The sequence below is a fragment of the Pseudomonas sp. W15Feb9B genome (assembly GCF_000828175.1).
Classification (GTDB): domain Bacteria; phylum Pseudomonadota; class Gammaproteobacteria; order Pseudomonadales; family Pseudomonadaceae; genus Aquipseudomonas; species Aquipseudomonas parakoreensis.
The window spans coordinates 64796-87766 of record NZ_JTKF01000005.1 but is presented as its reverse complement, the minus strand read 5'-3'; the positions used below and the strand labels follow the sequence as shown (position 1 = coordinate 87766).

The window sequence follows — 22971 nt, the reverse complement described above, 5'->3', positions numbered from 1 at the left end:
GCCATGAAAAACGATCTTTCTTTAGTACGCATGGACTTCGACGAACTCAGCCTGCTGTTGAGAAAAATCTTCATCCGCCACGGAACATCTGATTTCGTCGCTGAGATCCTGGCCGCCAATTGCGCAGGCTGCGAGCGCGATGGTGCGCTGAGCCATGGCATCTTTCGCATGCCAGGTTATGTGGAATCGCTGAAAACCGGCTGGGTGGACGGACAAGCCAATGCCGAAGTAAATATCGTAAGCCCCTCGTTCATCCGCATCGATGCCCGCAACGGATTCGCCCAACCAGCCCTGGCCACCGCTGCGAAGGCCATTGATGTAGCTATCGAAGCTACCGGCGTAGCCGTCGTCGCTATCCGAAATTCCCACCATTTCAGTGCACTCTGGCCTGACGTTGAACCGTTCGCACTCAAAGGACTTGTCGCGATCAGCTTCGTCAACGGTCTGGCAAATGTCGTCCCGCACGGCGGACACACAGCGGTTTTCGGAACCAACCCGATTGCCTTTGCAACGCCGGTCGCCGGCGCTGAACCACTGGTGGTGGACCAGGCGACCAGTGTCATGGCCAATGGCGAAGTTAGGCTGCATGCGCTAGACGATCGGCCACTACCGCCCGGCACCGGCGTCGACAGCTCAGGTAACGCTACTACCGACCCACATGCGGTGCTGGCCAGCGGCGCATTAAACACATTCGGCGGATACAAGGGCTCTTCGATTGCACTCATGGTCGAACTGTTGGCTGGCGCCCTGACCGGAGGACAATTGTCGTTCGAGAACGACTTCGGCAGTTGCGTTGGTGCGCAGACGCCAAAGGCCGGGCAGTTATTGATCATGATCGACCCGGATCGTGGCGGCACAACCGACTTCAGCCAGCGCGCTGCGATCCTGTGCAACCGTTTGATAGAAGCCGGTCAGGATCGACTGCCAGGTGCAAGGCGCCACAAGAACCGGCACACCGCACTGACCCAAGGCATTTCCCTTACAAAAAAAGCCATTGCGGATCTGCAGCAAATGGCCGCGGACAACGCCATGCAGGCACCTTGATCACATTCACAGATACATTCCCCCCACCTCAAAAGCAACATTCTGGAAAAGACATGAGCAACCTATCCCGCGACACCGACAAACTGGAACTTCACCAATCGCTATCGTCTTCACACATCGAACAACTGGTGGCGCTTTTTCAAACCGAATGGTGGACCAAGGGACGCATCAGTGCAGATGTAGAAAAGATGGTGCAATCGGGCGGCCCGCTCTTCGCTTTCATTGACCCGCAGAACGATGAACTTGTCGCGTTCGCCCGAGCAATGACCGACGGCGTCTACAAGGCGATGATCTTCGACATTATTGTCAAGGAGACGTGGCGAGGGACCGGGCTGGGCGCTGTACTAATGAACACAGTGCTGAACGATCCGGCGTTGGTTAACATTAAACACCGCGAACTCTACTGCCTGGACGAGATGGTCCCGTTCTATGAGAAATGGGGTTTTGCCACCGCTGCGGCCGGTCTGAACTTCATGCGCAAGTCAGAGGGGTAAACCCGATTCCGGCCGCGATCCTGTCATATGGAGAAACGCTTGGCACTGAAAGGTTCCAGATTCTGCGCGGGTGTGCGGCCGGCAATCATCTGCGCAATGAGTCGGCCGGTCGTGGCCCCCAAGGTCAGACCAAGCTGACCATGCCCTAGAGCCATGAATACATTCGATAGCCGGGTACTACGGTCGATCACGGGCTTGGTGTCTGGTAAATACGGTCGGTAACCGACGCCGTACTCCAGGTCACTCAGTCGCAATCCGGGAATGATCTTGCGCGCCTTTTCAAGAATGATTTCTGCGCGTTTGAAATTCGGCTCGGCATTATGTCGTGCAAACTCCATGGTGCCACCGATTTGCAAGCCACGTGTCATGGGGCTGATGCAAAAACCACCATCGGGGAAAATGATCGAGTGTTGCACTCTTTCTACCTCCGCTGGCAGAAGCACTTGGTACCCGGCGATCCCGACCAAAGGAATCTGTACGCCTAGCTGGGCAAAAAACTTTCGCGAACCGACACCGGCTGCGATCACCACATGATCGGCCGCGTAGCGCTCATCATCGGCCAGCGTGACGCCGCTTGCACGCTCGCCCCCTTCATCCAAGCGTTTGACCTGACCACGGACCCGAACACCGCCTTGGTCGATAAAGCTTTGCGTCAACGCTGCAATAAACCCCTCGGTGTCGCTTACCGAGCGCCAGTCAGGAAAGAGTAAGCCGTGACTGAATCTGCCCGCTAGCGAAGGTTCAAGATCGGCAATTGCCGCGGCATCCAGTATTTCTGCTTTGAAGCCCAAGGCTGTTCGGAACGCCAAATAGGGACGCTCCTGTTCCATACCTGCTGCGGACTCAAACAACTTGATCACAGGACTTTCGCGTAGCAACCCTTGCTCAGTACAAGCCTGTAACAATGGCGCATAGTCCGAGTGCGCATGAAGTGTAAGACTGGCGATATCCCGAGCAATTTCTTCGGATTTCGATTGCTTGGCACACGCCAGAAACCTCAGGAACCACGGCAACATGCCTGGCAATGCGCTGGCTCTCAACGCCAGGGGGCCTTCCTGATCGAGTAGCCACCCCGGAATCTTCTGCATCACCCCAGGTCTGGAAAGTGGAACCACTTCGCCGATGGCCATTTGGCCGCAGCTCCACTTGGCAGTACTGTCGCCTGCCGCGGCGGGATCGATCAAAGTAACGGCATACCCTTCCTTTTGAAGATACAGCGCACAGCAAGTCCCTACGATGCCTCCACCTACGACTACCACCCTCTCTGAAAACAAGCGAAAGCGCTCGTAAGAACGAACAGGCGCCATATAACCCCCCTTGAAGACTGCGTCAAATTCCGAAAATTATCGGATATGGTATACGCACAATGGTGAATTAAAATCGCCGTAGCGCAGGCTACGGCATTGCGGACACCTACGCCTGAATTTACTTGCGAATGTTGTCCAACAGTGACTCACACGCCTTGGTGATGTGCTGACGCAGCAACTCAGCAGCCTCCTCGGCATCGCCTTTGCGGCATGCCGCCAGGATCTGCCGGTGTTCGCGATCATCGACCCCTGTGCCACCGGATAAGGTCAGTTGAATTCTCAAGTAGCGCTCTATTCGGTCATTGACCGAACGGATGAGGTTCATCAGGAACGGTCGGTTGGCATCCTCATAGAGGCAGGAATGAAACTGCCAATTGAGCTCCGCCCAGCGCGCCACGTTGGTCTCCTGCGCGAACTCGTCACAATACTGCTCGGCTCTCTTGAAAGTGGCTTCGGTCATCAGTGGCACGGACAGTTTCAGCGCACTGGACTCCAGCATTGCCCGGACTTCGAAAATCTGCGCAATTTCCGGCTCGGAAATGCTCTTGACGACAGCACCGCGGTTGCGCTGAAACTCGACAAGGCCTTCGGCTTCGAGGCGTTTGAGCGCTTCACGCACTGGTATCTTACTGACATCGAACAACTTGGCGACGTCGTCCTGGCGAATCGGTTCGCCTTCATCGAAGTCACCCGTGATGATCGCCTCGCGAATGTGATTGGCGATGATATCGGACGCCGTAGGCGCGGAGCCAAGTGACGGCAGATCTGCAGGACTTAGGGGCAATTTGAACTCCATGTGTGCAATCGGGAAGCCACGATCGAATAACGTATTCTATATCAGCCCGTAGCTTACCATCGGCTGGTCTCTCTGGTGATACAGCCTCGCCGGGTGACTGACGCGCTTCATCAGCCCCTAAAAACCCGTTGACACCACCATCAACGTATACGATATTCAATCTAGAGTTTGACTCACTCGGTGTCAAGCGACGAACGCCGTGCTTGCGCTGCATACCTGCCAACAAGAACAACAGGAGGAACCTGCATGCATTCGCCCCCCAAAAAGCCTGCCAAACAATCGCGGGTCGTCGACAAAACGACAGTCGCCCCCGGCGCGCCCCGGCACTCCGCCCAGAAAACCGGTAAGTACGACGACCTCAGGTCTTTTTTCCACGATCTGATGAATGAGCCCGGCTCCAGCGAACATTTGTTAATTCTTTGATACGGGCTTATCGCAACCCGCCTTCGACGCTCGCAGCGCGAACACTCAGGAGAACACGGAATGCCGATAGTAAAAATCGAAATGCTCGCCGGACGACAAGGCGATAAAAAGCACGAATTGGCACGTGAAATAACGGCTGCCTTTTCCAGGATCCTCGGTTCCGCGCCAAGGGACGTCACCATCACATTCACCGATGTGGCGCCCTCCGACTGGGTAATTGCCGGCGAACCGCTTAGTGCCTCCGTCACTGCGCCCTCGCCCCAGCGTTAAACGACTCCCTGAATGGCGTTTGCGGATTGAACGCGATCAATCTCGAAGCGCTGTGTTCTCTATCCTTCAATGTCGAGTTTCACTCATGTATTTGAATGCCCAACAACTGGCCGATGCATTGCCTTGGGACGCGCTGATGAGTGCGTTATCCGATATATTCACCCGCACCGTGCATTCCCCTGTGCGTCATCACCACAAGATAGAAGTACCGGGCGACCCCGCCGCCATGCTGTTGCTGATGCCAGCATGGATCGAGGGCGAGTATCTGGGGGTCAAGCAAGTCACCGTGTTCCCCGGGAACAATGCAAAAGGCCAACCGGGGCTCAGCAGCCACTATCTCCTCAGCTGTGCGAAAACCGGCCTGCCGCTGGGTCAGTTTGATGGCAATGAACTGACAGCCCGCCGCACAGCCGCGGCTTCTGCGCTTGCCTCTCGCTATCTGTCTCGTGCCGATTCGAAACGACTGCTGATGGTCGGGGCCGGCCGTATGGGACGATATCTGGTCAGCGCGCATCGATCGGTTCGAGATCTGGAAGAGGTCATTGTTTACGACCTCAACTTCGAAGCTGCGACAGCTTTCGCGAACGACATCAAGGCCAAAGGAATCCAGGCAAAAGCCGTCACGCTTCAGCAATTACCCGCAGCCGCTGCGTCCGCCGACATCATCAGTTGCGCCACGCTGGCCACGGAGCCGGTCATACAAGGTCAGTGGTTGAAACCTGGCGTTCATCTGGACCTGGTCGGCAGCTTCACCCCGGCCATGCGCGAAGTCGACGACGATGTTGTGGCGTGCTGCAGCATTTTCGTTGATACCCGCGAAGGTGCTCTCGCGGAAACAGGTGACCTGATCCAGCCAATTAAGAAAGGCGTTATTACCGAAGACGACGTGATCGCCGAGTTCAGCGAGCTGTGTGCCGGGAAACACTCCGGGCGCGCAGCCCTGAAGACTCCGGATGAAGCCATGACCCTGTTCAAATCGGTTGGGGCGTCGGTAGAAGACCTCGCAGCCGCCATTCTGGCTTACCAGCGGACTTCAGTTGCCCACTAAGCCCAACCTTTCGTCGTTTGCACGTTCAATACATGTCGGGCGCCAGGCGCCCCTCGAATCCTCGGAGAAATACCATGCGATCATCCAAAGTCATCCATGTCGTCAGTTGCCATGCAGCGGGTGAAGTGGGCGACGTCATTGTTGGCGGTGTTGCCGCCCCTCCGGGGGAAACGATCTGGGAGCAACGCAAGTTCATTGAAACCGACCAGACACTGCGCAACTTTGTCTTGAATGAGCCACGCGGCGGAGTGTTCCGGCACGTCAATCTGCTAGTTCCGCCCAAGCACCCGAAAGCAGACGTTGGCTGGATCATCATGGAGCCGTGCGATACGCCACCAATGTCAGGGTCCAACTCGATGTGCGTGGCGACCGTACTGCTGGAGACAGGGATCATCCCGATGGTTGAGCCGGAAACCCGCATGTTCCTCGAGCCGCCAGGAGGATTGATCGAAGTGGTTGCAAGCTGCCGCAATGGCAAGGCTGAACGAATTACCGTACGTAACGTGCCATCATTCGCTGACAAACTCGATGTGACTATCGAGGTAGCCGGGATTGGGTCTCTAACCGTCGATACTGCTTATGGTGGTGACAGTTTCGTCATTACCGACGCCAGAAGACTGGGCTTCTCGCTGACCCCTGACGAAGCCAGAGAGATTGCCGATTACGGCATGAAGATCACCCAGGCAGCCAACGAACAATTGAGTTTTGTCCACCCGGAAAACAGTGACTGGAAGCATATTTCCTTCTGCCAGATCGCTAACCCGGCAGAAATGAAAAACGGCGTTCTGACCGCAGCCAATGCAGTGGCTATCCGCCCCGGAAAAGTAGACCGTTCCCCATGCGGCACGGGTTGCTCGGCACGCATGGCAGTCCTGCATGCAAAAGGCCAGATGAAATCGGGTGATCGCTTCATCGGCACGTCGATCCTGGGCACCGAGTTCGATTGTCGGATCGATTCAGTATTATCCGTGGGTGGCCGTCCAGGTATCAGTCCGATCATTTCCGGACAAGCCTGGATTACAGGCACACACCAACACACGCTGGATCCTACTGATCCGTTTCCGGCAGGGTATCGTCTTTCCGACACTTGGCCTGTGGAGAAGCAGTGATAGGCGCTTGTTCAAGTGCTAACGATAATTTTGCTCAGAGATCCCAGTTGTAATGAATCAAATTCTTTGAAGTCGTTGCAGCATTCGAGGATCTTGGCGCGTTGAGCAGGTCGGGCTGTAGTTTGTCCAGCGACGCAGCATTTGCAGCGTCGCTGGACACTTGGTTATAAATTTGTGCGTTGATAGTGGATCAAGTGGAAGCTTACTTCGCCGTCATCATCGAGCAGTGACTTCTCCAAGGGGGGCGGAGCATTGGAAGGCGGAGCGAACGCGGCCCCCTCATCATTGTAGCGGCGCTCCTACGGCCACTCTTCCAGGCAAACGCGCAAAAATTCACCGTAAATGGGCAGAAGCGATTTGCAGGCCAGTTTCTCCTCTGCCAAGCCTTCTCTGCCTTTCGCGAACACCGACGCAGTAAAACGTCGGGCCCCGTCGTCCTGAGTGCGTCAGATGCTTTCGAGCTTTGTCAGTCCTTGGGATGATGTTTGGAGCTTGCGATCCAGCGTGTGAGATATTCTGCATACTGCTCAGCAGCCGACTCCAGTTCGCAAGATGAGAGTTTGTCGGCCTGATACAGGACAAAGGGTTCGCCCCATTCCAATCCGCACCGGTGCGCCGTCGCTCGCAGCGGTGCGAGCAAGTCCGACATCGTGTACATATTGCGTCCGCCTGAGGCATAGGCCCCAACAGTGTTCCCAGCAGTAATGGCGATCATGATGGGTTTGCCTTCCAGGCGCCGCCCCTCGGACTCATAGGCGATGTAGAACATGCGTGTCAGCACCGCGTCCTGCCAGGCTTTGAGCAGTGGCGGGCTCGAATACCACTGCATGGGGAATTGAAGTACGATCCGGTCGGCGGCGAGCAACCGGGCGGCTTCTCGCTCACCATCGCGTGAAAGATCGAGGCCTTCGGGACAGGCGGCGCTCATGTCGACGATTTCCACGCCAGGCAGCGGTTCGACGGCACGCACCAAAGCAGCATTGGCTTTTGATCGGTTTAAATCGGGATGAAAAAGCAGCAGAAGAGTTTGGGTCATCACCCTCTCCAACGTTTTGGATGATGTAGATGATCACCGTGCTCTTCTAAATAATCTAATCGATGAAATGTCTAATCTATTATCGACTGCATGAATTTACGATCGCTGGACCTCAACCTGCTGGTCATACTGGATGCGCTTCTCGATGAAGCGCATGTCAGCCGTGCTGCCGAACGACTTTTTCTTTCCCAGCCAGCTACTTCAGCCGCGCTGCAACGTTGCCGCCATCTGTTTCGCGACCCATTGCTGGAGCGCGGTCGAGGCTGCATGCGCCTGACGCCGAAAGCACAATCCTTGCGCTTGCCGTTGAAGTCATTGCTTTCTGACGTGCGCAATCTGGTCGATCTACCCGAGGTGCCGCTGTCAGATATCAAGCAAACGCTGCGTATTACGATGGCCGACTACCCCGCATTGTTGGTGATCACATCATTGCAACGCGCGCTCCTCGAAACGGCACCGGGTATTGCGATCGTGGTTCAACCTTGGCGAGGGGCCGAGGCCGCTCGCGCCGCCCTGATGGATGGAACAACCGACATCGCTGTTTCGGTCTTCTCCGGGCCCGACGCAGACATTCATTGTGAGTGGTTGCTCGACGAAAACTATGTCATTGCTCTGCGCCATGACCATCCGGCTATCCCGGGATTCGATCTCGCCCGGTGGCTCTCCTACCCTCACATTCTGGTATCGGGAATCGGTGAGGCCAACAGCCCTTTGGATGACGAACTTGCACAGCTCGGCATGACCCGGCGCATCGGGCTGGTGGTGCCATCTTTTGGAATGGTCCCCGAACTGCTGCGCGGTTCAGACATGATTGCCATGCTGCCATCGCGGGTGTTATCGGTGACCGGCGATTTGAGCGTGTTACCCGTGCCTATTCCGGTTAACGGGTTCAGGCTTCATCTAGCTTGGAATCAGCGCAGAGAGAAAGATAAAGCACTAACACATGTCGCGGGATTACTCACAGATCTACTGAAAAGGATCGACAACTAGCGTCCCACGTTCAACTCCTGCGAGTAGCGGGTCATTCAACGGGGAGTCCGCGTATGCCCACTTTGCTAACCTTTAAGCACCACATCGCTAACGCTTCAGAGTCTCGCTCGGCAGCTCTTTGAACAGCGCCCGATAACTGTTGGAAAACCGCCCCAGATGCCAAAACGACCAGTTCATCGCCACTTCGGCCACGGTGGTTTCCGTGGGCCGGCGATTGAGTAATTCGCGGTGTGCACTGTTAAGCCGGCGCAGGCGCAGCCAGTGGCTGGGGGTCATGCCGGTGTAAGCCTTGAACGCCTGCTGTAATTGACGCAACGGCACCCCTGCCACCTTCGAAAGCTCAAGCAGGTTGACAGTCTCTTCCGGCGAATCCGCTGCCCATTCCCCTACTCGCTTCATGATCGTCCGCTCTTCAGTACGACGCTGCAAACCGCCTCGATCAAGGCGGGTGTGAGCGTTGTCGAGAATGAACAGACAGTCTTCGAGCAGTTGCTGAGTCAATGAGTTTTTATCAAACGGATCAACAGCTTGCGACAACTTCGTGAGCGTTGAGCTTAACCAGCGACTGAACAAGGCGTTCTGCCCGCAGTTAAGCGGCGCCATGAACAATCCCTCGAGTTTCGCCACATCCAGACCGTGTTCCCGGACGAATTGCGGGCCGAACACCACGGCGATTTCCTGGTAGTTCTCCGGGGTGATCCAAATGTTGCGGCTGTCTTCGTTAAGCAGGTACAGCGCGTTGTCACTGCGATCAAAACAGAACGCCAAGGCACCCGATGGCGCACTGAATGCCTGCTCGACGCGGGTGTTCATCTGTTCTTCGTAGACCTGCACACCTTCCAGATCCAGATAGCGGATCTGCCCGGCGAAATGCCCGGGCGACATCTGCTGGTAATGCTGAACCCAACCCGGCGTAGCGCGGATTTGTTCGGTGACATCAGCGGTATTGAACGCCTGAACCTGAAGCGGATTACACGTTGTCATGGGAGACCTTGCGCACTCTTTTGGTGCGCTTTGGTGCTGCTTAAAGTGGATAGATGGAACGGCAAGGCACGCCCAAGATAGTCGTCAACGCGCCACAGGGGAAGGGGCGGAAGATGAAACCCGCCCTCCCCGGCGTCTATAAAACCAATAACGAGGTCTTTATGAATGCCCCTTTCGATCAGCTGTTCACATGGCTGAAAGATCACAAGATTACCGAAGTTGAATGTGTGGTCAGCGACCTGACCGGCATCGCCCGCGGCAAGATCGCACCGACCAACAAGTTCCTGCATGAGCGAGGCATGCGCCTGCCGGAAAGTGTGCTGCTGCAAACGGTAACCGGGGATTTTGTCGACGACGACATCTACTACGACCTGCTCGACCCGGCCGACATCGACATGGTCTGCAAACCGGTGAGCGACGCCGTGTATGTGATTCCATGGGCCATCGAGCCGACCGCCATCGTCATCCACGACACCTTCGACAAGTTCGGCAATCCAATCGAACTGTCGCCGCGCAACGTGCTGAAAAAAGTCCTGCAGCTGTACACCGACAAGGGCTGGAAGCCGATCGTTGCACCGGAAATGGAGTTCTACCTGACCCAGCGCTGCGAAGATCCGGACCTGCCACTCAAGGCACCACTGGGGCGTTCGGGCCGTGCCGAAAGCGGTCGGCAGTCATTCTCCATCGACGCCGCCAACGAGTTCGATCCATTGTTCGAAGACGTCTACGACTGGTGCGAGCTGCAAGGTCTGGATCTGGACACGCTGATCCACGAAGACGGCCCGGCGCAGATGGAAATCAACTTCCGTCACGGCGACGCCCTGGATCTGGCCGATCAGATCACCGTGTTCAAACGCACCCTGCGCGAAGCGGCGCTCAAGCACAACGTCACCGCGACGTTCATGGCCAAACCGATTGGCGACGAACCCGGCAGTGCCATGCACCTGCACCAGAGCGTGGTGGAAATCGCCACGGGCAAGCCGATTTTCGCTGATGCCGACGGCAAGATGAGCGACTTGTTCCGCCATCACATCGGCGGCCTGCAAAAGTACATTCCTAAAGTACTGCCGATGTTTGCGCCCAACGTGAACTCGTTCCGCCGCTTCCTGCCGGACACCTCGGCACCGGTCAACGTCGAGTGGGGCGAAGAAAACCGCACTGTCGGTTTGCGTGTACCAACCTCCGGGCCGGAAGCCATGCGCGTGGAGAACCGTTTGCCGGGCGCCGACGCCAACCCGTATCTGGCGATTGCCGCGAGCCTGCTGTGTGGCTACATCGGCATGGTCGAAGGCATCGAACCGAGTGCCGCCGTCGAAGGCCGCGCCTACGAACGCCGCAACCTGCGCCTGCCGATCACCATCGAAGACGCGCTGACGCAAATGGAAGAGTGCGACACCGTTGCCCGATACCTTGGCAACAAGTTTGTGCGCGGCTACGTCGCGGTCAAACGCGCCGAGCATGAAAACTTCAAGCGCGTAATCAGCTCCTGGGAGCGCGAGTTCCTGCTACTGAGCGTCTGAGCAACACCCACAAACCCTGTGGGAGCTGGCTTGCCAGCGATTACGTCGGCACAGTCGACATCATTATCGACTGTCCCACCGCTATCGCTGGCAAGCCAGCTCCCACAAGGGGCCGTGCTCACCCGAAAAACTCCAATAACTCCAAGAGGTGTCGATATGCGTCTATTGAAATCCATGGTTCCCGCCGCACTGGCGCTGTTGTGCAGCACCGCAGCCCTGGCCCAGCCCCAGGTCAGCGTCTACAACTGGACCGACTACATCGGTGAAACCACCCTCGCCGACTTCCAGGCCAAGACCGGGATCAAGGTGATCTACGACGTGTTCGACTCAAACGAAACCCTGGAAGGCAAACTCCTCGCCGGTCGCACCGGCTACGACGTGGTGGTGCCGTCCAACCACTTTCTCGCCCGTCAGGTAAAAGCCGGCGCGTTCCTCAAACTGGATCGCGAGCAGCTACCGAACTGGAAAAATCTCGACCCGAAATTGCTCGAATTGCTCGAAAAGAACGACCCGGGCAACCAGCACTCGGTACCGTACCTGTGGGGCACCAACGGCATCGGCTACAACGTCGACAAGGTCAAGGCAGTGCTTGGCATTGATCACATCGATTCCTGGGCCGTGCTGTTCGAGCCGGAGAACCTGAAGAAGCTCACCCAATGTGGCGTGTCGATGATGGACTCGGCGGACGAAGTGTTCCCGGCGATCCTCAACTACATGGGCATGGACCCACGTAGCGAGAACCCGGAAGACTACAAAAAAGCCGAAGCCAAACTGCTGAGCATCCGCCCGTACATCACTTACTTCCATTCCTCGAAATACGTTTCCGATCTGGCCAATGGTGACATCTGCGTAGCCTTCGGTTACTCCGGCGACGTGTTCCAGGCGGCCAACCGCGCCAAGGAAGCCAAGAACGGGGTGAACATCGCCTATGCGATTCCGAAAGAAGGCGCCAACCTGTGGTTTGACTTGCTGGCGATCCCGGCCGACGCCAGCAACACCAAGGAGGCCCACGCCTTCATCAATTACCTGCTTGATCCGCAAGTGATTGCCAAGGTCAGCGCTTCGGTCGGTTACGCCAACCCGAACCCGGCCGCCAAGCAGTACATGGACCAGGCGCTGGTGAACAATCCCGAGGTGTACCCGTCCCAGGCAGTGCTGGACAAGCTCTACATCTCCTCTACCCCGCCCCAGTCGATCATGCGTCTGATGACCCGGTCCTGGAGCAAAGTGAAGTCGAACAAATGAATCAGTACACGCAAGAACACGCCCGCTCCTATTACGCGGCTTCGGCCCGGGCCATTACGCCTTGGCCGGCACTCGACGGTGACCTCACCGCCGATGTCTGCGTGATCGGCGGCGGCTTCACCGGGGTCAACACCGCGATTGAACTGGCGCAGCGCGGGCTGTCGGTGGTGTTGATCGAAGCCCGGCGCATCGGCTGGGGCGCCAGCGGACGCAACGGCGGCCAGTTGATTCGTGGCATCGGTCACGAGGTCGAAGGCTTTGCCCGTTACGTCGGCAACGACGGCGTGCGTTATCTGCAACGCGCCGGTATCGACTCCGTGGAACTGGTGCGCCAGCGCATCACCGAGCATGCCATCGAGTGTGACCTGCGTTGGGGCTTCTGCGAACTGGCCAACACCCCGGCGCAGTTCGCGGCGTTCAAGGACGAACAGGTCAGCCTCGACGAACTCGGCTACCGCCATGAAACCCGACTGGTCGGCCCCGAGCAAATCCGTCAGCAAGTGGTCAACGCCAATGTCTATGCTGGCGGTCTGATCGACATGGGCTCCGGCCATCTGCACCCGCTGGATCTGGTGCAGGGCGAAGCGCGTCTGGCGGCGTCCCTCGGTGTACGCATTTTCGAGCAGAGCCCGGTCCAGCAGATCATCCACGGCGAAACCGTTGAAGTGCGCTGCGCCACCGGCAGCGTTCGTGCCGGCAGTCTGGTGCTCGGTTGCAACGCGCATCTGGATGAACTCGAGCAGCAACTCAGCGGCAAGGTCCTGCCCGCCGGCAGTTACATCATCGCCACCGAGCCGCTGTCCGAGGAACGTGCCGCGCAATTGATCCCGCACAACCTCGCGTTGTGCGACCAGAAAGTCGGCCTCGACTATTACCGGCTCTCGGCGGACCGACGCCTGCTGTTTGGCGGCGCCTGTCACTATTCCGGTCGCGATCCGGCGGACATCGCCGCCTACATGCGCCCGAAAATGCTCAAGGTCTTCCCGCAACTGGCGGACGTGCGCATCGACTATCAATGGGGCGGCAAGATTGGCATTACCGCTAACCGCTTTCCGCAGGTCGGGCGGCTCAAGCAACAGCCGAACGTGTTCTACGCTCAGGGTTATTCCGGTCACGGTCTGAATGTCACGCATTGGTGCGCCAGGCTGCTGGGCGAGGCCATTCACGCCGGCCACAGTCAGGGCATGGACGTGTTCAGCGCGGTACCGCACATGACCTTCCCCGGCGGCCCGGCCTTGCGCTCACCGCTGCTGGCATTGGGCATGTTCTGGTATCGCCTGCGCGAAATCCTCGGCTAACGCTCGCCCCTGTAGAAGCTGCCGCAGGCTGCGATCTTTTGATCTTTAAAATCAAGAGATCGCAGCCTGCGACAGCGCCTGCACAAATCCGCATCAGCCCGTGAATTTGCTCTATCGCCAAGCACTTCTATATTGATGAAGTGCTTTTGCGTTCCTGACGCTCAGCATCCACAAAACCGAGGAGGACATGGATGAAGTCGTCAGCCGCCGATGAACCACGAGCACCGGGCCACGCGCCGATCAAGACCCGGCGTTTCAGCATCTCCCTGGTGTGGATCGTCCCGGTCGTCGCGGTGCTGGTCGGCATATCGCTGGTGGTGCACAACCTGCTGCAGGAAGGCCCGACCATCGTCGTCAACTTCAAGACTGGCAGCGGCCTGGTTGCCAACAAGACCGAGGTCAAATACCGCAGTGTGGTGATCGGTCAGGTGACGGATGTCGAATTGAGCGGCGATCAGAAGAGCGTCGACGCCACAATCAAACTGGCCAAACAGGCCGAAACTTTCACCCGCGAAGACTCGCAGTTCTGGGTCGTGCGCCCACGCATCGGTGCCGGCGGCGTTTCGGGCATCGATACCTTGCTTTCCGGCGACTATATCGGCGCCGACATCGGCCAGGCCAACAACCGCGCCAAGCATTTCAAGGGGCTGGAGAATCCGCCGCCGATCACTTACGGCGAACCGGGCAAGCGCTTCATGCTGCATGCCTCGGATCTCGGCTCGCTGGATATCGGTTCCCCGGTTTACTACCGCAAGATTCCGGTAGGCCAAGTCGTGACCTACACCCTCAATCCCGAGGGCAAAGGCGTGGACATCGAAGTGTTCATTCACGCACCGAACGACGCGTTCGTCACCGAAAACACGCGCTTCTGGAACGCCAGCGGCATCGACATCAATGTCGGCGCCAATGGCTTCGCGGTGAAGACCGAATCGCTGTCCACCATGCTGGTTGGCGGCATTGCCTTCCGCGCGCCGGATTACAGCCCCAACGATGTGGCCGCCAGCGAAGACAAGGATTTCGAACTGTTCGCCGATCAGCAGACCGCCCTCGCCCCGCCCAACGGCAAGGCGCAATACATGGTGTTGCGTTTCGAGCAGTCGTTGCGCGGGCTCAAGGTCGATGCGCCCGTCGAGTTTCTCGGCATGGAGATTGGCCGGGTCGTCGGAATCAACCTCGACTTCGACGCGAAAAAACGCACCTTCCCGCTTAACGTCGGGATCGTCATTTACCCGCAGCGCCTCGGCCAGGCTTACAAAAAGATGCTGACCGAATTCAAACACGATCCCAACGACGAAGCGGCTGGCATTCGTCTGCTCGGCACGTTCGTCGACAACGGTCTGCGCGCTCAGGCCCGCAGTGGCAACCTGCTGACCGGGCAGTTGTATATCGCGCTGGATTTCTTCCCGAAAGCCGAGAAAGTTGCATTCGACGCAACGGCCCGACCGGTCGCCTTGCCCACCGTGCCCGGCAGCCTCGAACAATTGCAGGAAAAACTCGAAGCGGTGGTCGACAAGCTCAACAAACTGCCGGTCGAGCGGATTGCCGGCAACCTCGACAGCAACCTCGTCGAGCTGCGCAAAGGCCTGCAACAGTTCAATGCGAAAACCCTGCCGGGCGTGCAAACCACACTGGCCGACGTCAGCAAGACCTTGCAGTCCGCCAGTTCGACCCTGGCCGAGGATTCACCGCAGCGCGAGAAACTCACCGAGACCCTCGACGAACTCGGGCGCATGTCGCGTTCGCTGCGTGAGCTGTCGGACTATCTCGGTCGCCATCCGGAATCGCTGATTCGCGGTCGCCCCGACAACGCAGCGCCGCTGGATCTGAAAGGACCGCCACGCAATTGAGCCCAGGAGCTATCCCATGGCTGTACCGCTGAAGATCACCGTGCTCGCTGCGTTCATGCTCCTTGGCGCCTGCCGCAGCGAGCCGATCAATTTTCACACCCTGACGCCGGTGGAGCTGTCGGCGTCCCGGGCCGGCGCGCAGATTCCCATTGAGGGGATCAGCGTGCCGCCGCAAGTCGACCGCCCGCAGATCGTCATCCGTCAGGGCAACAATGGCCTGGCGATTCTGGAAACCCAGTGGTGGGGAGCGAGTCTGGCGGATGAATTGCGCAGTGCCTTGAGCGATCAACTGAGCAATACCGGCAGTCGCGGCAATGTTTCGGTGCGTATCGATGTGCAGCGTTTCGACTCGATCCCCGGACACTATGGGCTGATCGACGTCAAATGGCGCCTGCGCCCGAGCGGTGCGGCGGACAACGCTCTGCTGACCTGCCATTCAACTTTGCAAACACCCTCCGGCCCGAGCATCGACGAACTGGTGGCCGCGCAACAGAACAACGTCAAACGCCTGGCAGCCCTGATCAATCAGGCAGCGGGCAACGCTCGCTGCCCGTCAGCCTCCTGAGCCGCCGACAGCGTGACCGTGAAACGGCAGCCATTAGGCTCGCGAGTGACCAACTGAACCTGCCAGCGTTGATGGCTGCAGATCCGCTGCACCAGCGACAACCCCAGCCCAAGGCCTTCACCGCGCTGTTCGTCACCGCGCACGAACGGCTGGAACATTGCGTGACGTTTTTCTTCCGGAATACCGATGCCGCTGTCCTCGACCACAAAGCTGTCGTTGAGCAGGGTCAACCGGACAAAGCCCTGATCGGTGTAATGCCAGGCATTGCGCAGCAGATTGCCCATGACCGACTGCAAGAACGTCAGGTCATAACGTGCGCTGCCCGCCAGTTGCGGCTCGTAGATAAACTCCAGACCCTTTTCGCCAATCAATCGCCCCCAGATTTCTACCTGGGCGTCGGCGATAGATTTGAGTGTGCAAGTGGATTCGGTGCCGAGCTCCTCCGGCTTGCGCGCCAGCATCAAGAAGGTCTCAACCAGTTGGCGCATTTCTGCACTGGCCCGGGCGATGCGTTTGACCTGTTGGGTGGAGCGCGAATCCAGCGAGGGGTTGGCCAGCAACAGCTCGCAGGAACTGGCCAGAATCATCAGCGGTGTGCGCAGTTCATGGCTCACGTCACTGGTGAAAAGCTTTTCCCGGTTCAGGGTTTCGCGTAACCGGCCGAGTGTCTGGTCGAAAGACAGCGCCAGCGCCCCAACCTCGTCATCGGCGTAATCCGGATGCAGCGCCGGTGCCAGTGCGATCAACTGGTCACGATGACGCACCTGCCCCGCCAGGCGAATCACCGGCGCCATGACTTGCCGCGCCAGCAGCCTGCCGAGCGCGACCGCCAGCATGACGCTGAGGATGAACCCGACTATCACCACCACGAACAGCAGGTGCTCGCGTTGTTCGAAGCTTTCCTGATTGCGCAACAGCACATATTTGCGACCGCCGACCGCCTCGACCATCGCGTAGAAGTCATCACCGTTGAACGTGATCTCTTGAAACCCCACGGGCAGTTCCGCCAGTTGCGGCGTCAGCGCCATGGGCCCGGGGCCGTTCTCGAAAAAAAACAGTTCGCTCTTTTCCGGCTCGTGGCGCCACTGGTTGATGTCGTCCATCGCCAACAACCGGCGCAAGCCACCGCTGAGGGCGGTCATGGTCAACTTGTGCTCCACGACATGCACGGTAGCCACAATGCCCATTGCGAAGACACCGGCCACCACCGCGCTCATCAAGGCGAACACAATCACAATCCGATTGGCGAGGCTTTGCTTGAGGTCCATCCGGTTCAACGACTCCAGTGCTGAGGTGAGGCGGCAAGGGCCCGCGCGACGCCGTTGCCCAAAGCTCGCAGCTTCGCCTTGCCCGGCGCTCTTGTTAAGTAGTTAAAAAAACAAAACGCTTATTTGAGTTTAGTTATCAAATAGGCTTTTCCGTTAATACCTGCTCTTGCCTCGCAAATTTTTCACATGTTCTTCACTGCTCCGCCACGACTCTGAACGTAGTGTTCAGCAGCCATTCAAGCAAACCGCCGTAAAGTAACTAACCTCCTGGAGCTTACGTTGCACTTTGCGTGTGAACTGAATGGAACTCGGGAATGACAAGGGGCAACGTCGTGGTTGAATTAGCACAAGTACAATCAGCACCCAAGAGGTCGTACCTCTCGCGTCCGCGTGCCTGGGCAGCCATCGCAGTCGGCGTGCTGGTGATCAGTCTGATTTGTGGCTTTGTCTGGCTGCAGCGTTCACCGGCCAACCTGCGCTATGTCAGCGCATCTGCCACCCAGGAGTGGGTCAAAGCCTGGCAGGCTGGCGAGGTCGTCGCGCTGGTCCGCCATGCCGAACGTTGTGACCGTTCGAGCAATGTTTGCCTGGGGCCGGCCGACGGTATCACTCAGCTGGGCAGTGTCTCTGCAGCCTCCGTGGGCCGGGCCTTTACGCAACTGGGAATGCAGCAGACTCAGGTGTTCACCAGTCCGCTGACGCGCACCGCACAAACGGCTCACTACATGTTCGGTCGCGACGCAGTGGCCGCGGAATGGCTGGAAACCTGTGGCCCAACGATGCGCAATGAGGTGGTGGCGCACAAGACCGCAGGACAGAACATGATCCTGGTGACCCACAGCGGCTGCATCGCCGATTTCGAACGGCAAACCGGTTACCCACGCGCGGTCGCCGCCGAATATGGCAGCACGGTTTTAGCTCGAATAGATGCGCAAGGCAAACTTGAAGTAATCGGCATCATGAACCCTGAAGGCTGGCAACGATTAGCCAAGTAATCTTCCGACTTGATCAAGTAAAAAACACTCGGGCAATGCTCTGGCACAGGCTATTGGTGCTTATGAAATTGTAATAAGAAATTTTTTTCACTTTGAAAAACTGGAAATATTTCATTTTAAAGCTTGTCTTTTCGAGGAGAACTTAACGCTGGAAGCAGACCCGTTCTCTGAATACAGGACACGCCCTTCGGGCGTGCTCGCCTCTGCATTCATTCAACCCAGTGCCGCGCCTGCAACGGATATCGCCAGGCGCAACACTGAAACGCACACTTTGTACTGCACCAAGGTCCAGTCATGACGTCTGAGAACAAACCGTTGCACCATGCAGCGTTGAATTTGCCGCGCCTCCACCAGAGCACTCTGATCGAACGCTTTGCGATACCCGGGCTGGTGCTGGCATTCGTGATGTTTTATCTGCTGCCGCTGATGACCCACGGCCTGTGGATTCCCGATGAAACCCGCTATGGGCAGATCAGCCAGGAAATGCTGCAGAGCGGCAACTGGGTGGCGCCGCACTTCATGGGCATTCGCTATTTCGAAAAACCGATTGCCGGCTACTGGATGATTGCCATCGGCCAAGCCATTTTCGGTGAAAACCTGTTTGGCGTACGCATCGCCTCGGCGCTCAGCACGGGCGTGAGCGTCTGGCTGGCCTATCTGCTGGCCCGTCGCCTGTGGAACAACCCGCGCATCAGTGCCGCTTGTGCCCTCCTTTATATGAGCTTCGGCCTGATCGCAGGGCAGGCTGGCTATGCCAACCTCGATCCGCAATTCACCTTGTGGGTCAACCTCAGCCTGGTGGCGATCTGGTTTGCCATCGACAGCAATACCCCGCGCGCGCGTCTGGGCGGCTGGGCATTGTTGGGATTCGCTTGTGGCATGGGTCTGATGACCAAAGGTTTCCTCGCTCTGATGCTGCCGGTGCTGATTGCCCTGCCCTACATGATCTGGCAGCGACGCTTTGGCGAGTTGGTGCGTTATGGCCTGGTCGCCGTTGCGGTGGCCGCGCTGGTCAGCGTGCCATGGGCACTGGCCGTGCATTACCGTGAACCGGATTTCTGGCGATTCTTCTTCTGGCACGAACACATCCGGCGTTTTGCCGCCGGCGAAGATGCACAGCACGCACGGCCATGGTGGTTCTACCTGCCGTTGCTGTTTGCTTCTACCTTGCCATGGGCCCTGCTGTTGCCTTCGACGCTGCTGCGCACCTGGCGCGAAAAACGCGATCCGAAAATCGCCTTCCTCGCCTTGTGGTTCCTGCTGCCGCTGGCATTTTTCAGCGCGAGCAGCGGCAAACTGCCGACCTACATCATGCCGTGCATGCTGCCGTTGGCCCTGTTGATGGGCTACACGGTAATGAACTGGATAGCTGACCAGAACGGGCGCGTCTTGCGCATCAACGGTGTGGTCAACGTGGTGCTGGCCATTGCTGCGCTGGTTGCACTGATCTACCTGCAAGCGACCCGTGAAATTTACGAACACACCGAAATGTTCAGCCTGTCGCTGGGATATATCGTGTTGCTCGGCTGGCTCATTGCCGGCGCGCTGCAAACCGTGCGCCCACTGACGCTGTGGGCGATGCCGGCGCTGGGCATCGGCTTGCTCGTCGCACTGCTGCCTGCCGCCATGCCGGCGACCATCGTCAACAGCAAGATGCCGGATCAGTTCATTGCCGAACACCAGCAGGAACTCAGCCAGACCCGCTCGTTGCTGAGTAACGACCTGGGGGCGGCTTCTGCGTTGTCATGGCGCTTGCGTCGCCCGCAAGTCGACCTGTTCAACACCGTTGGCGAGCTCAAGTACGGCCTCGATGACCCGGCCATGGCGTCACGCAAGGTCAGCCTCGACGGTGTAGGCGAGTGGATGACCGAAGCGCGCAAAAAAGGCTCGGTGGGTGTGGTGATGCGCGTCAACAGCACCTCCGACGAACAACAACTCGAGCTGCTGCCAATAGACGGCAAGCACTACCGCCGTGGGCAAATCGAAATCCTCATTTTCAGCCAGAGCCAGCCATGACCCAGACCAGGACTGAACGCAGGCAGTTGCTGCTTCTGCTGGCCGCGACTGCCCTGCTGTTATTGCTCGGTCTGGGCAGTCGCGAGCTGTGGGGGGCGGAAACCCGCTGGGCCAATATCGCCTTGCAGATGCTGCAGAGCGGCGACTATTTCGATCCCTATCTCAAAGGCAGTCCTTATTACGACAAACCGCTGCTGTCGTACTGGCTGATCACCGCCACCGCCTGGTTCACGGGTGGACTGGGGCCTTGGTCGTTGCGCCTGTCATCGGTGATTTCCGCGTGGTTCAGCGTGTGGCTGGTGTACCTCATCGGCGAGCAACTGTTTCGCAAAGGCACCGGGCTGATTGCCGGATGGATGCTGGCGACCACGTTCTACTTCGTGTTCTGGGCCCGAGTCGCCACTGCCGACATCCTCACCGTTTGCGGTGTACTGGCGGCCGTCTGGTGGTACTGGCGCGGCCCGGATGACACCCGCTTCTGGCGCTACGTAGTGTTCTTCGGCCTGCTGTCGCTGACCTCGCTGTTCAAGGGCCTGATCGGTTTCATCCTGCCGGGGCTGGTGCTGCTGCCACACCTGCTCAGTGAGCACCGCTGGAAACGTCACCTGAACCTGCGACTGTTCGCGGCGATAGTGATCGCCGGGGCGTTTTACATGACGCCGTTCGTGCTCTCGCACTTCTACGGCGCGCCCAACTACGAACAAAGCGGCCTGGGGCTGGTACTGCGTGAAAACGTTGTGCGGTTTTTCCAGCCGTTCGATCAGTTCGGGCCGATTTACACCTACTTGATCTACCTGCCGGTCTACACCCTGCCCTGGGCGCCGTGCTGGTTGATCGCCTTGTGGGTGGCCGCGCGCAACTGGAAGCACATCGAACCGGATACCCGCTGGCTGATTCAAGGGCTCGCGTTGCTGATGCTGTTCTTCACCGCCAGTGGCAGCCGCCGCAGCTATTACGTCTTGCCGCTGGTGCCCTTCGCGCAACTGCTGGGTGCCTGGTGGGTGACCCGGCGCATGGCCGCTCGCCACAGCGAAGGCCGCGGGCTGAAGATCGGTTTCGCTGTCACCACCGTGTTGCTTGCCGCGATCCTGGGTGTGCTTTACCCGTGGACCAACAGCGGCGGCGGTGTCATCCGCTTCGGCGAACAGGTTCGCGAGCAGGCCAGTCAGCAGGCACCGTTGAATCAATGGCGCATGGTCATGGTCGAGGTCGACAACAAAGTGCCGATGTATCTGCAAACCGGTGGTGCACCGTTCTACTACGTGCCGGAAACGATCCAGGACTTTCCGCACAATGGCGACACAGCAACGCTGATCGCCTGGCTGGAACGCACCAGCGGAGAACGGTGGGACCCGCAACGCACGATTTTCGTGGCGCAATACCGTTCCGGTGACGCCGTGCCGCTCGATGCATTGAAGGCTGACCATCAGGTCATTACCACCACGCCCACCCGTGGCGAGCAGGTCTTTCACGGGCGGGAAGATCAGAGCGTGGCTTACATCCCCCACTCCTGAGCGATGACGTTAAGACAAAAGTAGAGAGTCGCGGTAAATTTGAATGGCAATGACAACTATTAACGGCTTCTTTGACGTTTTTTTCTCATTTGCCACCCTACATTGCCGCGACTCGACACTTGCAAATCGTTCGCATTGTTTCCTGCGAGGGTTTGCTCATAACGTCTGAAAACAGGAGCTGCCCGAATGAATCCACGCTTTCCATCCTTCTTCAAGCGCGCATTGCTGGCCACCGCGTTGCTCGGCACCGGGCATGCTGTTGCCGCCGACTCGGTGGGTCTGGTGGTTTACAACGCGCAGCATGAAACGCTGACCAAGGCCTGGGTGGCCGGTTTCACCGAGGAAACCGGAATCCCGGTGACCATTCGCAACGGCGATGACACCGAGATGGGCAACCAGCTCGTGCAGGAAGGCGCCGCCTCGCCGGCAGACGTATTCCTCACCGAGAACTCCCCGGCGATGGTGCTGGTGGACAACGCCAAACTGTTCGCCCCATTGGCGCCGACAACCCTTGAGCAAGTCGATTCCGCCTACCGTCCGGCCCACGGCAATTGGGTCGGCATCGCTGCCCGTTCCACCGTGTTCGTCTACAACCCGAACAAGCTGACTGAAAAAGACCTGCCCAAATCCCTGCTCGACCTCGCCACCCCAGCCTGGAAAGGCCGATGGGCCGCCTCCCCGGCTGGCGCGGACTTCCAGGCGATCGTCGCCGCTGTGCTGCAACAAAAAGGCGAAGCCGCCACGCTGGAATGGCTCAAGGGCATGAAGACCAACGCCACGATCTATCGCGGCAACAGCGCGGTGCTCAAAGCGGTAAACGCCGGACAGATCGACAGCGGCGTGATCTACCACTATTACAGCTTCGTCGATCAATCCAAGACCGGCGAGAACAGCAAAAACACCCAGTTGTACTACTTCAAACATCAGGATCCGGGCGCGTTCGTCAGCACCTCCGGCGCCGGCGTGCTGGCATCGAGCAAGCATCAGGATGAAGCGCAGAAGTTCGTCAAATACATCACCAGCAAAGAAGGTCAGGAAGTGCTCGAAACCGGCAGCTCCTTCGAATACGCCGTGGGTAAAGACGCGCCGTCCAATCCGAAGCTGACCCCGCTGAAAACCCTCGATGCGCCGAAAGTCGATGCATCGACCCTCGACAGCAAAAAAGCCGTCGAGCTGATGACCCAGGCCGGGTTGCTCTAAGT

Annotated in this window: 21 protein-coding genes; 16 read left to right on the top strand and 5 right to left on the bottom strand. The window is 58.2% G+C overall.

Annotation, left to right across the window (positions count from 1 at the left end):
- Positions 1-3: 3 nt before the first annotated feature.
- Positions 4-1044 (top strand): Ldh family oxidoreductase, encoded by a 1041-nt coding sequence (locus OC71_RS02700; RefSeq protein WP_041063855.1) that lies wholly within the window; start codon positions 4-6, stop codon positions 1042-1044.
- 53 nt (positions 1045-1097) lie between these two features.
- Complete coding sequence (locus tag OC71_RS02695) at positions 1098-1538, top strand: GNAT family N-acetyltransferase (RefSeq protein WP_041063853.1); 441 nt, start codon at positions 1098-1100, stop codon at positions 1536-1538.
- Positions 1539-1561: 23 nt separating this feature from the next.
- Here OC71_RS02695 and OC71_RS02690 read toward each other — a convergent pair whose 3' ends face one another.
- Both OC71_RS02690 and OC71_RS02685 read right to left on the bottom strand, forming a co-directional pair.
- Entirely contained in the window at positions 1562-2845 is a 1284-nt protein-coding gene (locus tag OC71_RS02690) for an FAD-binding oxidoreductase (protein WP_041063851.1), read from the bottom strand.
- A 118-nt stretch (positions 2846-2963) separates the two neighbouring features.
- Entirely contained in the window at positions 2964-3629 is a 666-nt protein-coding gene (locus OC71_RS02685) for a GntR family transcriptional regulator (protein WP_041064625.1), read from the bottom strand.
- A 258-nt stretch (positions 3630-3887) separates the two neighbouring features.
- Between OC71_RS02685 and OC71_RS28260 the strand changes: the two genes are divergently transcribed.
- From OC71_RS28260 to OC71_RS02670, 4 genes are all read left to right on the top strand, one after another.
- Positions 3888-4064, top strand: coding sequence for a hypothetical protein (locus tag OC71_RS28260; protein WP_161794891.1), 177 nt, complete (start codon positions 3888-3890; stop codon positions 4062-4064).
- Positions 4065-4124: 60 nt separating this feature from the next.
- Positions 4125-4334, top strand: coding sequence for a tautomerase family protein (locus OC71_RS02680; protein WP_041063849.1), 210 nt, complete (start codon positions 4125-4127; stop codon positions 4332-4334).
- 85 nt (positions 4335-4419) lie between these two features.
- Positions 4420-5382 (top strand): ornithine cyclodeaminase family protein, encoded by a 963-nt coding sequence (locus OC71_RS02675; RefSeq protein WP_041063847.1) that lies wholly within the window; start codon positions 4420-4422, stop codon positions 5380-5382.
- Positions 5383-5456: 74 nt separating this feature from the next.
- Positions 5457-6491, top strand: coding sequence for a proline racemase family protein (locus tag OC71_RS02670; RefSeq protein ID WP_041063845.1), 1035 nt, complete (start codon positions 5457-5459; stop codon positions 6489-6491).
- Between the two features lie 466 nt (positions 6492-6957).
- Here the strand turns inward: OC71_RS02670 and OC71_RS02665 are convergent, their stop codons facing one another.
- Positions 6958-7527, bottom strand: a complete 570-nt coding sequence (locus tag OC71_RS02665; RefSeq protein WP_041063843.1) for an NAD(P)H-dependent oxidoreductase — start codon at positions 7525-7527, stop codon at positions 6958-6960.
- A 90-nt stretch (positions 7528-7617) separates the two neighbouring features.
- On the opposite strand from OC71_RS02665, the gene OC71_RS02660 reads away from it, so the two are divergent.
- A complete protein-coding gene (locus OC71_RS02660; RefSeq protein ID WP_041063841.1) occupies positions 7618-8517 on the top strand; it encodes a LysR family transcriptional regulator in 900 nt (299 codons plus the stop codon).
- Positions 8518-8604: 87 nt separating this feature from the next.
- Here the strand turns inward: OC71_RS02660 and OC71_RS02655 are convergent, their stop codons facing one another.
- On the bottom strand, positions 8605-9501 hold the full coding sequence (locus OC71_RS02655) for a helix-turn-helix domain-containing protein (RefSeq protein ID WP_041063839.1): 897 nt from the start codon (positions 9499-9501) through the stop codon (positions 8605-8607).
- A 161-nt stretch (positions 9502-9662) separates the two neighbouring features.
- Here OC71_RS02655 and OC71_RS02650 point away from each other — a divergent pair, with 161 nt between their 5' ends.
- From OC71_RS02650 to OC71_RS02630, 5 genes are all read left to right on the top strand, one after another.
- A complete protein-coding gene (locus OC71_RS02650; RefSeq protein ID WP_041063837.1) occupies positions 9663-11021 on the top strand; it encodes a glutamine synthetase family protein in 1359 nt (452 codons plus the stop codon).
- A gap of 156 nt (positions 11022-11177) precedes the next feature.
- Positions 11178-12266, top strand: a complete 1089-nt coding sequence (locus tag OC71_RS02645) for a polyamine ABC transporter substrate-binding protein (RefSeq protein ID WP_041063835.1) — start codon at positions 11178-11180, stop codon at positions 12264-12266.
- A complete protein-coding gene (locus tag OC71_RS02640) occupies positions 12263-13564 on the top strand; it encodes an FAD-binding oxidoreductase (protein ID WP_041063833.1) in 1302 nt (433 codons plus the stop codon). The genes OC71_RS02645 and OC71_RS02640 overlap by 4 nt, the downstream gene beginning before the upstream one ends.
- Before the next feature lie 191 nt (positions 13565-13755).
- On the top strand, positions 13756-15411 hold the full coding sequence (locus OC71_RS02635) for an intermembrane transport protein PqiB (RefSeq protein ID WP_041063831.1): 1656 nt from the start codon (positions 13756-13758) through the stop codon (positions 15409-15411).
- 16 nt (positions 15412-15427) lie between these two features.
- Positions 15428-15976 carry a membrane integrity-associated transporter subunit PqiC gene (locus tag OC71_RS02630; protein ID WP_041063829.1) on the top strand — a complete coding sequence of 183 codons (549 nt, stop codon included), beginning with the start codon at positions 15428-15430 and terminating at the stop codon, positions 15974-15976.
- On the opposite strand, the gene OC71_RS02625 is transcribed toward OC71_RS02630, so the two are convergent.
- Positions 15937-17244 (bottom strand): HAMP domain-containing sensor histidine kinase, encoded by a 1308-nt coding sequence (locus OC71_RS02625; protein ID WP_041063827.1) that lies wholly within the window; start codon positions 17242-17244, stop codon positions 15937-15939. The two genes, OC71_RS02630 and OC71_RS02625, sit on opposite strands and share 40 nt — an antisense overlap.
- A gap of 314 nt (positions 17245-17558) precedes the next feature.
- Here OC71_RS02625 and OC71_RS02620 point away from each other — a divergent pair, with 314 nt between their 5' ends.
- The 4 genes from OC71_RS02620 to OC71_RS02605 all read left to right on the top strand — a co-directional run bounded on the left by OC71_RS02620 (position 17559) and on the right by OC71_RS02605 (position 22969).
- Positions 17559-18239, top strand: coding sequence for a histidine phosphatase family protein (locus OC71_RS02620; RefSeq protein ID WP_041063825.1), 681 nt, complete (start codon positions 17559-17561; stop codon positions 18237-18239).
- 294 nt (positions 18240-18533) lie between these two features.
- Positions 18534-20255: a lipid IV(A) 4-amino-4-deoxy-L-arabinosyltransferase gene (arnT, locus tag OC71_RS02615; protein ID WP_041063823.1), complete on the top strand. Its 1722-nt coding sequence runs from the start codon at positions 18534-18536 to the stop codon at positions 20253-20255.
- A complete protein-coding gene (locus tag OC71_RS02610) occupies positions 20252-21769 on the top strand; it encodes a glycosyltransferase family 39 protein (protein WP_041063821.1) in 1518 nt (505 codons plus the stop codon). Before arnT ends, OC71_RS02610 begins: the two co-directional genes overlap by 4 nt.
- 186 nt (positions 21770-21955) lie before the next feature.
- Positions 21956-22969 (top strand): iron ABC transporter substrate-binding protein, encoded by a 1014-nt coding sequence (locus OC71_RS02605; RefSeq protein WP_041063819.1) that lies wholly within the window; start codon positions 21956-21958, stop codon positions 22967-22969.
- The last annotated feature ends 2 nt before the right edge of the window (positions 22970-22971 follow it).

Coding starts and splice junctions, on each gene's coding strand:
- OC71_RS02695 (WP_041063853.1), top strand. CDS start 1,098: ATGAGCAACCTATCCCGCGACACCGACAAACTGGAACTTCACCAATCG.
- arnT (WP_041063823.1), top strand. CDS start 18,534: ATGACGTCTGAGAACAAACCGTTGCACCATGCAGCGTTGAATTTGCCG.
- OC71_RS02680 (WP_041063849.1), top strand. CDS start 4,125: ATGCCGATAGTAAAAATCGAAATGCTCGCCGGACGACAAGGCGATAAA.
- OC71_RS28260 (WP_161794891.1), top strand. CDS start 3,888: ATGCATTCGCCCCCCAAAAAGCCTGCCAAACAATCGCGGGTCGTCGAC.
- OC71_RS02670 (WP_041063845.1), top strand. CDS start 5,457: ATGCGATCATCCAAAGTCATCCATGTCGTCAGTTGCCATGCAGCGGGT.
- OC71_RS02635 (WP_041063831.1), top strand. CDS start 13,756: ATGAAGTCGTCAGCCGCCGATGAACCACGAGCACCGGGCCACGCGCCG.
- OC71_RS02610 (WP_041063821.1), top strand. CDS start 20,252: ATGACCCAGACCAGGACTGAACGCAGGCAGTTGCTGCTTCTGCTGGCC.
- OC71_RS02655 (WP_041063839.1), bottom strand. CDS start 9,501: ATGACAACGTGTAATCCGCTTCAGGTTCAGGCGTTCAATACCGCTGAT.
- OC71_RS02675 (WP_041063847.1), top strand. CDS start 4,420: ATGTATTTGAATGCCCAACAACTGGCCGATGCATTGCCTTGGGACGCG.
- OC71_RS02605 (WP_041063819.1), top strand. CDS start 21,956: ATGAATCCACGCTTTCCATCCTTCTTCAAGCGCGCATTGCTGGCCACC.
- OC71_RS02630 (WP_041063829.1), top strand. CDS start 15,428: ATGGCTGTACCGCTGAAGATCACCGTGCTCGCTGCGTTCATGCTCCTT.
- OC71_RS02690 (WP_041063851.1), bottom strand. CDS start 2,845: ATGGCGCCTGTTCGTTCTTACGAGCGCTTTCGCTTGTTTTCAGAGAGG.
- OC71_RS02625 (WP_041063827.1), bottom strand. CDS start 17,244: ATGGACCTCAAGCAAAGCCTCGCCAATCGGATTGTGATTGTGTTCGCC.
- OC71_RS02650 (WP_041063837.1), top strand. CDS start 9,663: ATGAATGCCCCTTTCGATCAGCTGTTCACATGGCTGAAAGATCACAAG.
- OC71_RS02640 (WP_041063833.1), top strand. CDS start 12,263: ATGAATCAGTACACGCAAGAACACGCCCGCTCCTATTACGCGGCTTCG.
- OC71_RS02700 (WP_041063855.1), top strand. CDS start 4: ATGAAAAACGATCTTTCTTTAGTACGCATGGACTTCGACGAACTCAGC.
- OC71_RS02620 (WP_041063825.1), top strand. CDS start 17,559: ATGACAAGGGGCAACGTCGTGGTTGAATTAGCACAAGTACAATCAGCA.
- OC71_RS02645 (WP_041063835.1), top strand. CDS start 11,178: ATGCGTCTATTGAAATCCATGGTTCCCGCCGCACTGGCGCTGTTGTGC.
- OC71_RS02665 (WP_041063843.1), bottom strand. CDS start 7,527: ATGACCCAAACTCTTCTGCTGCTTTTTCATCCCGATTTAAACCGATCA.
- OC71_RS02660 (WP_041063841.1), top strand. CDS start 7,618: ATGAATTTACGATCGCTGGACCTCAACCTGCTGGTCATACTGGATGCG.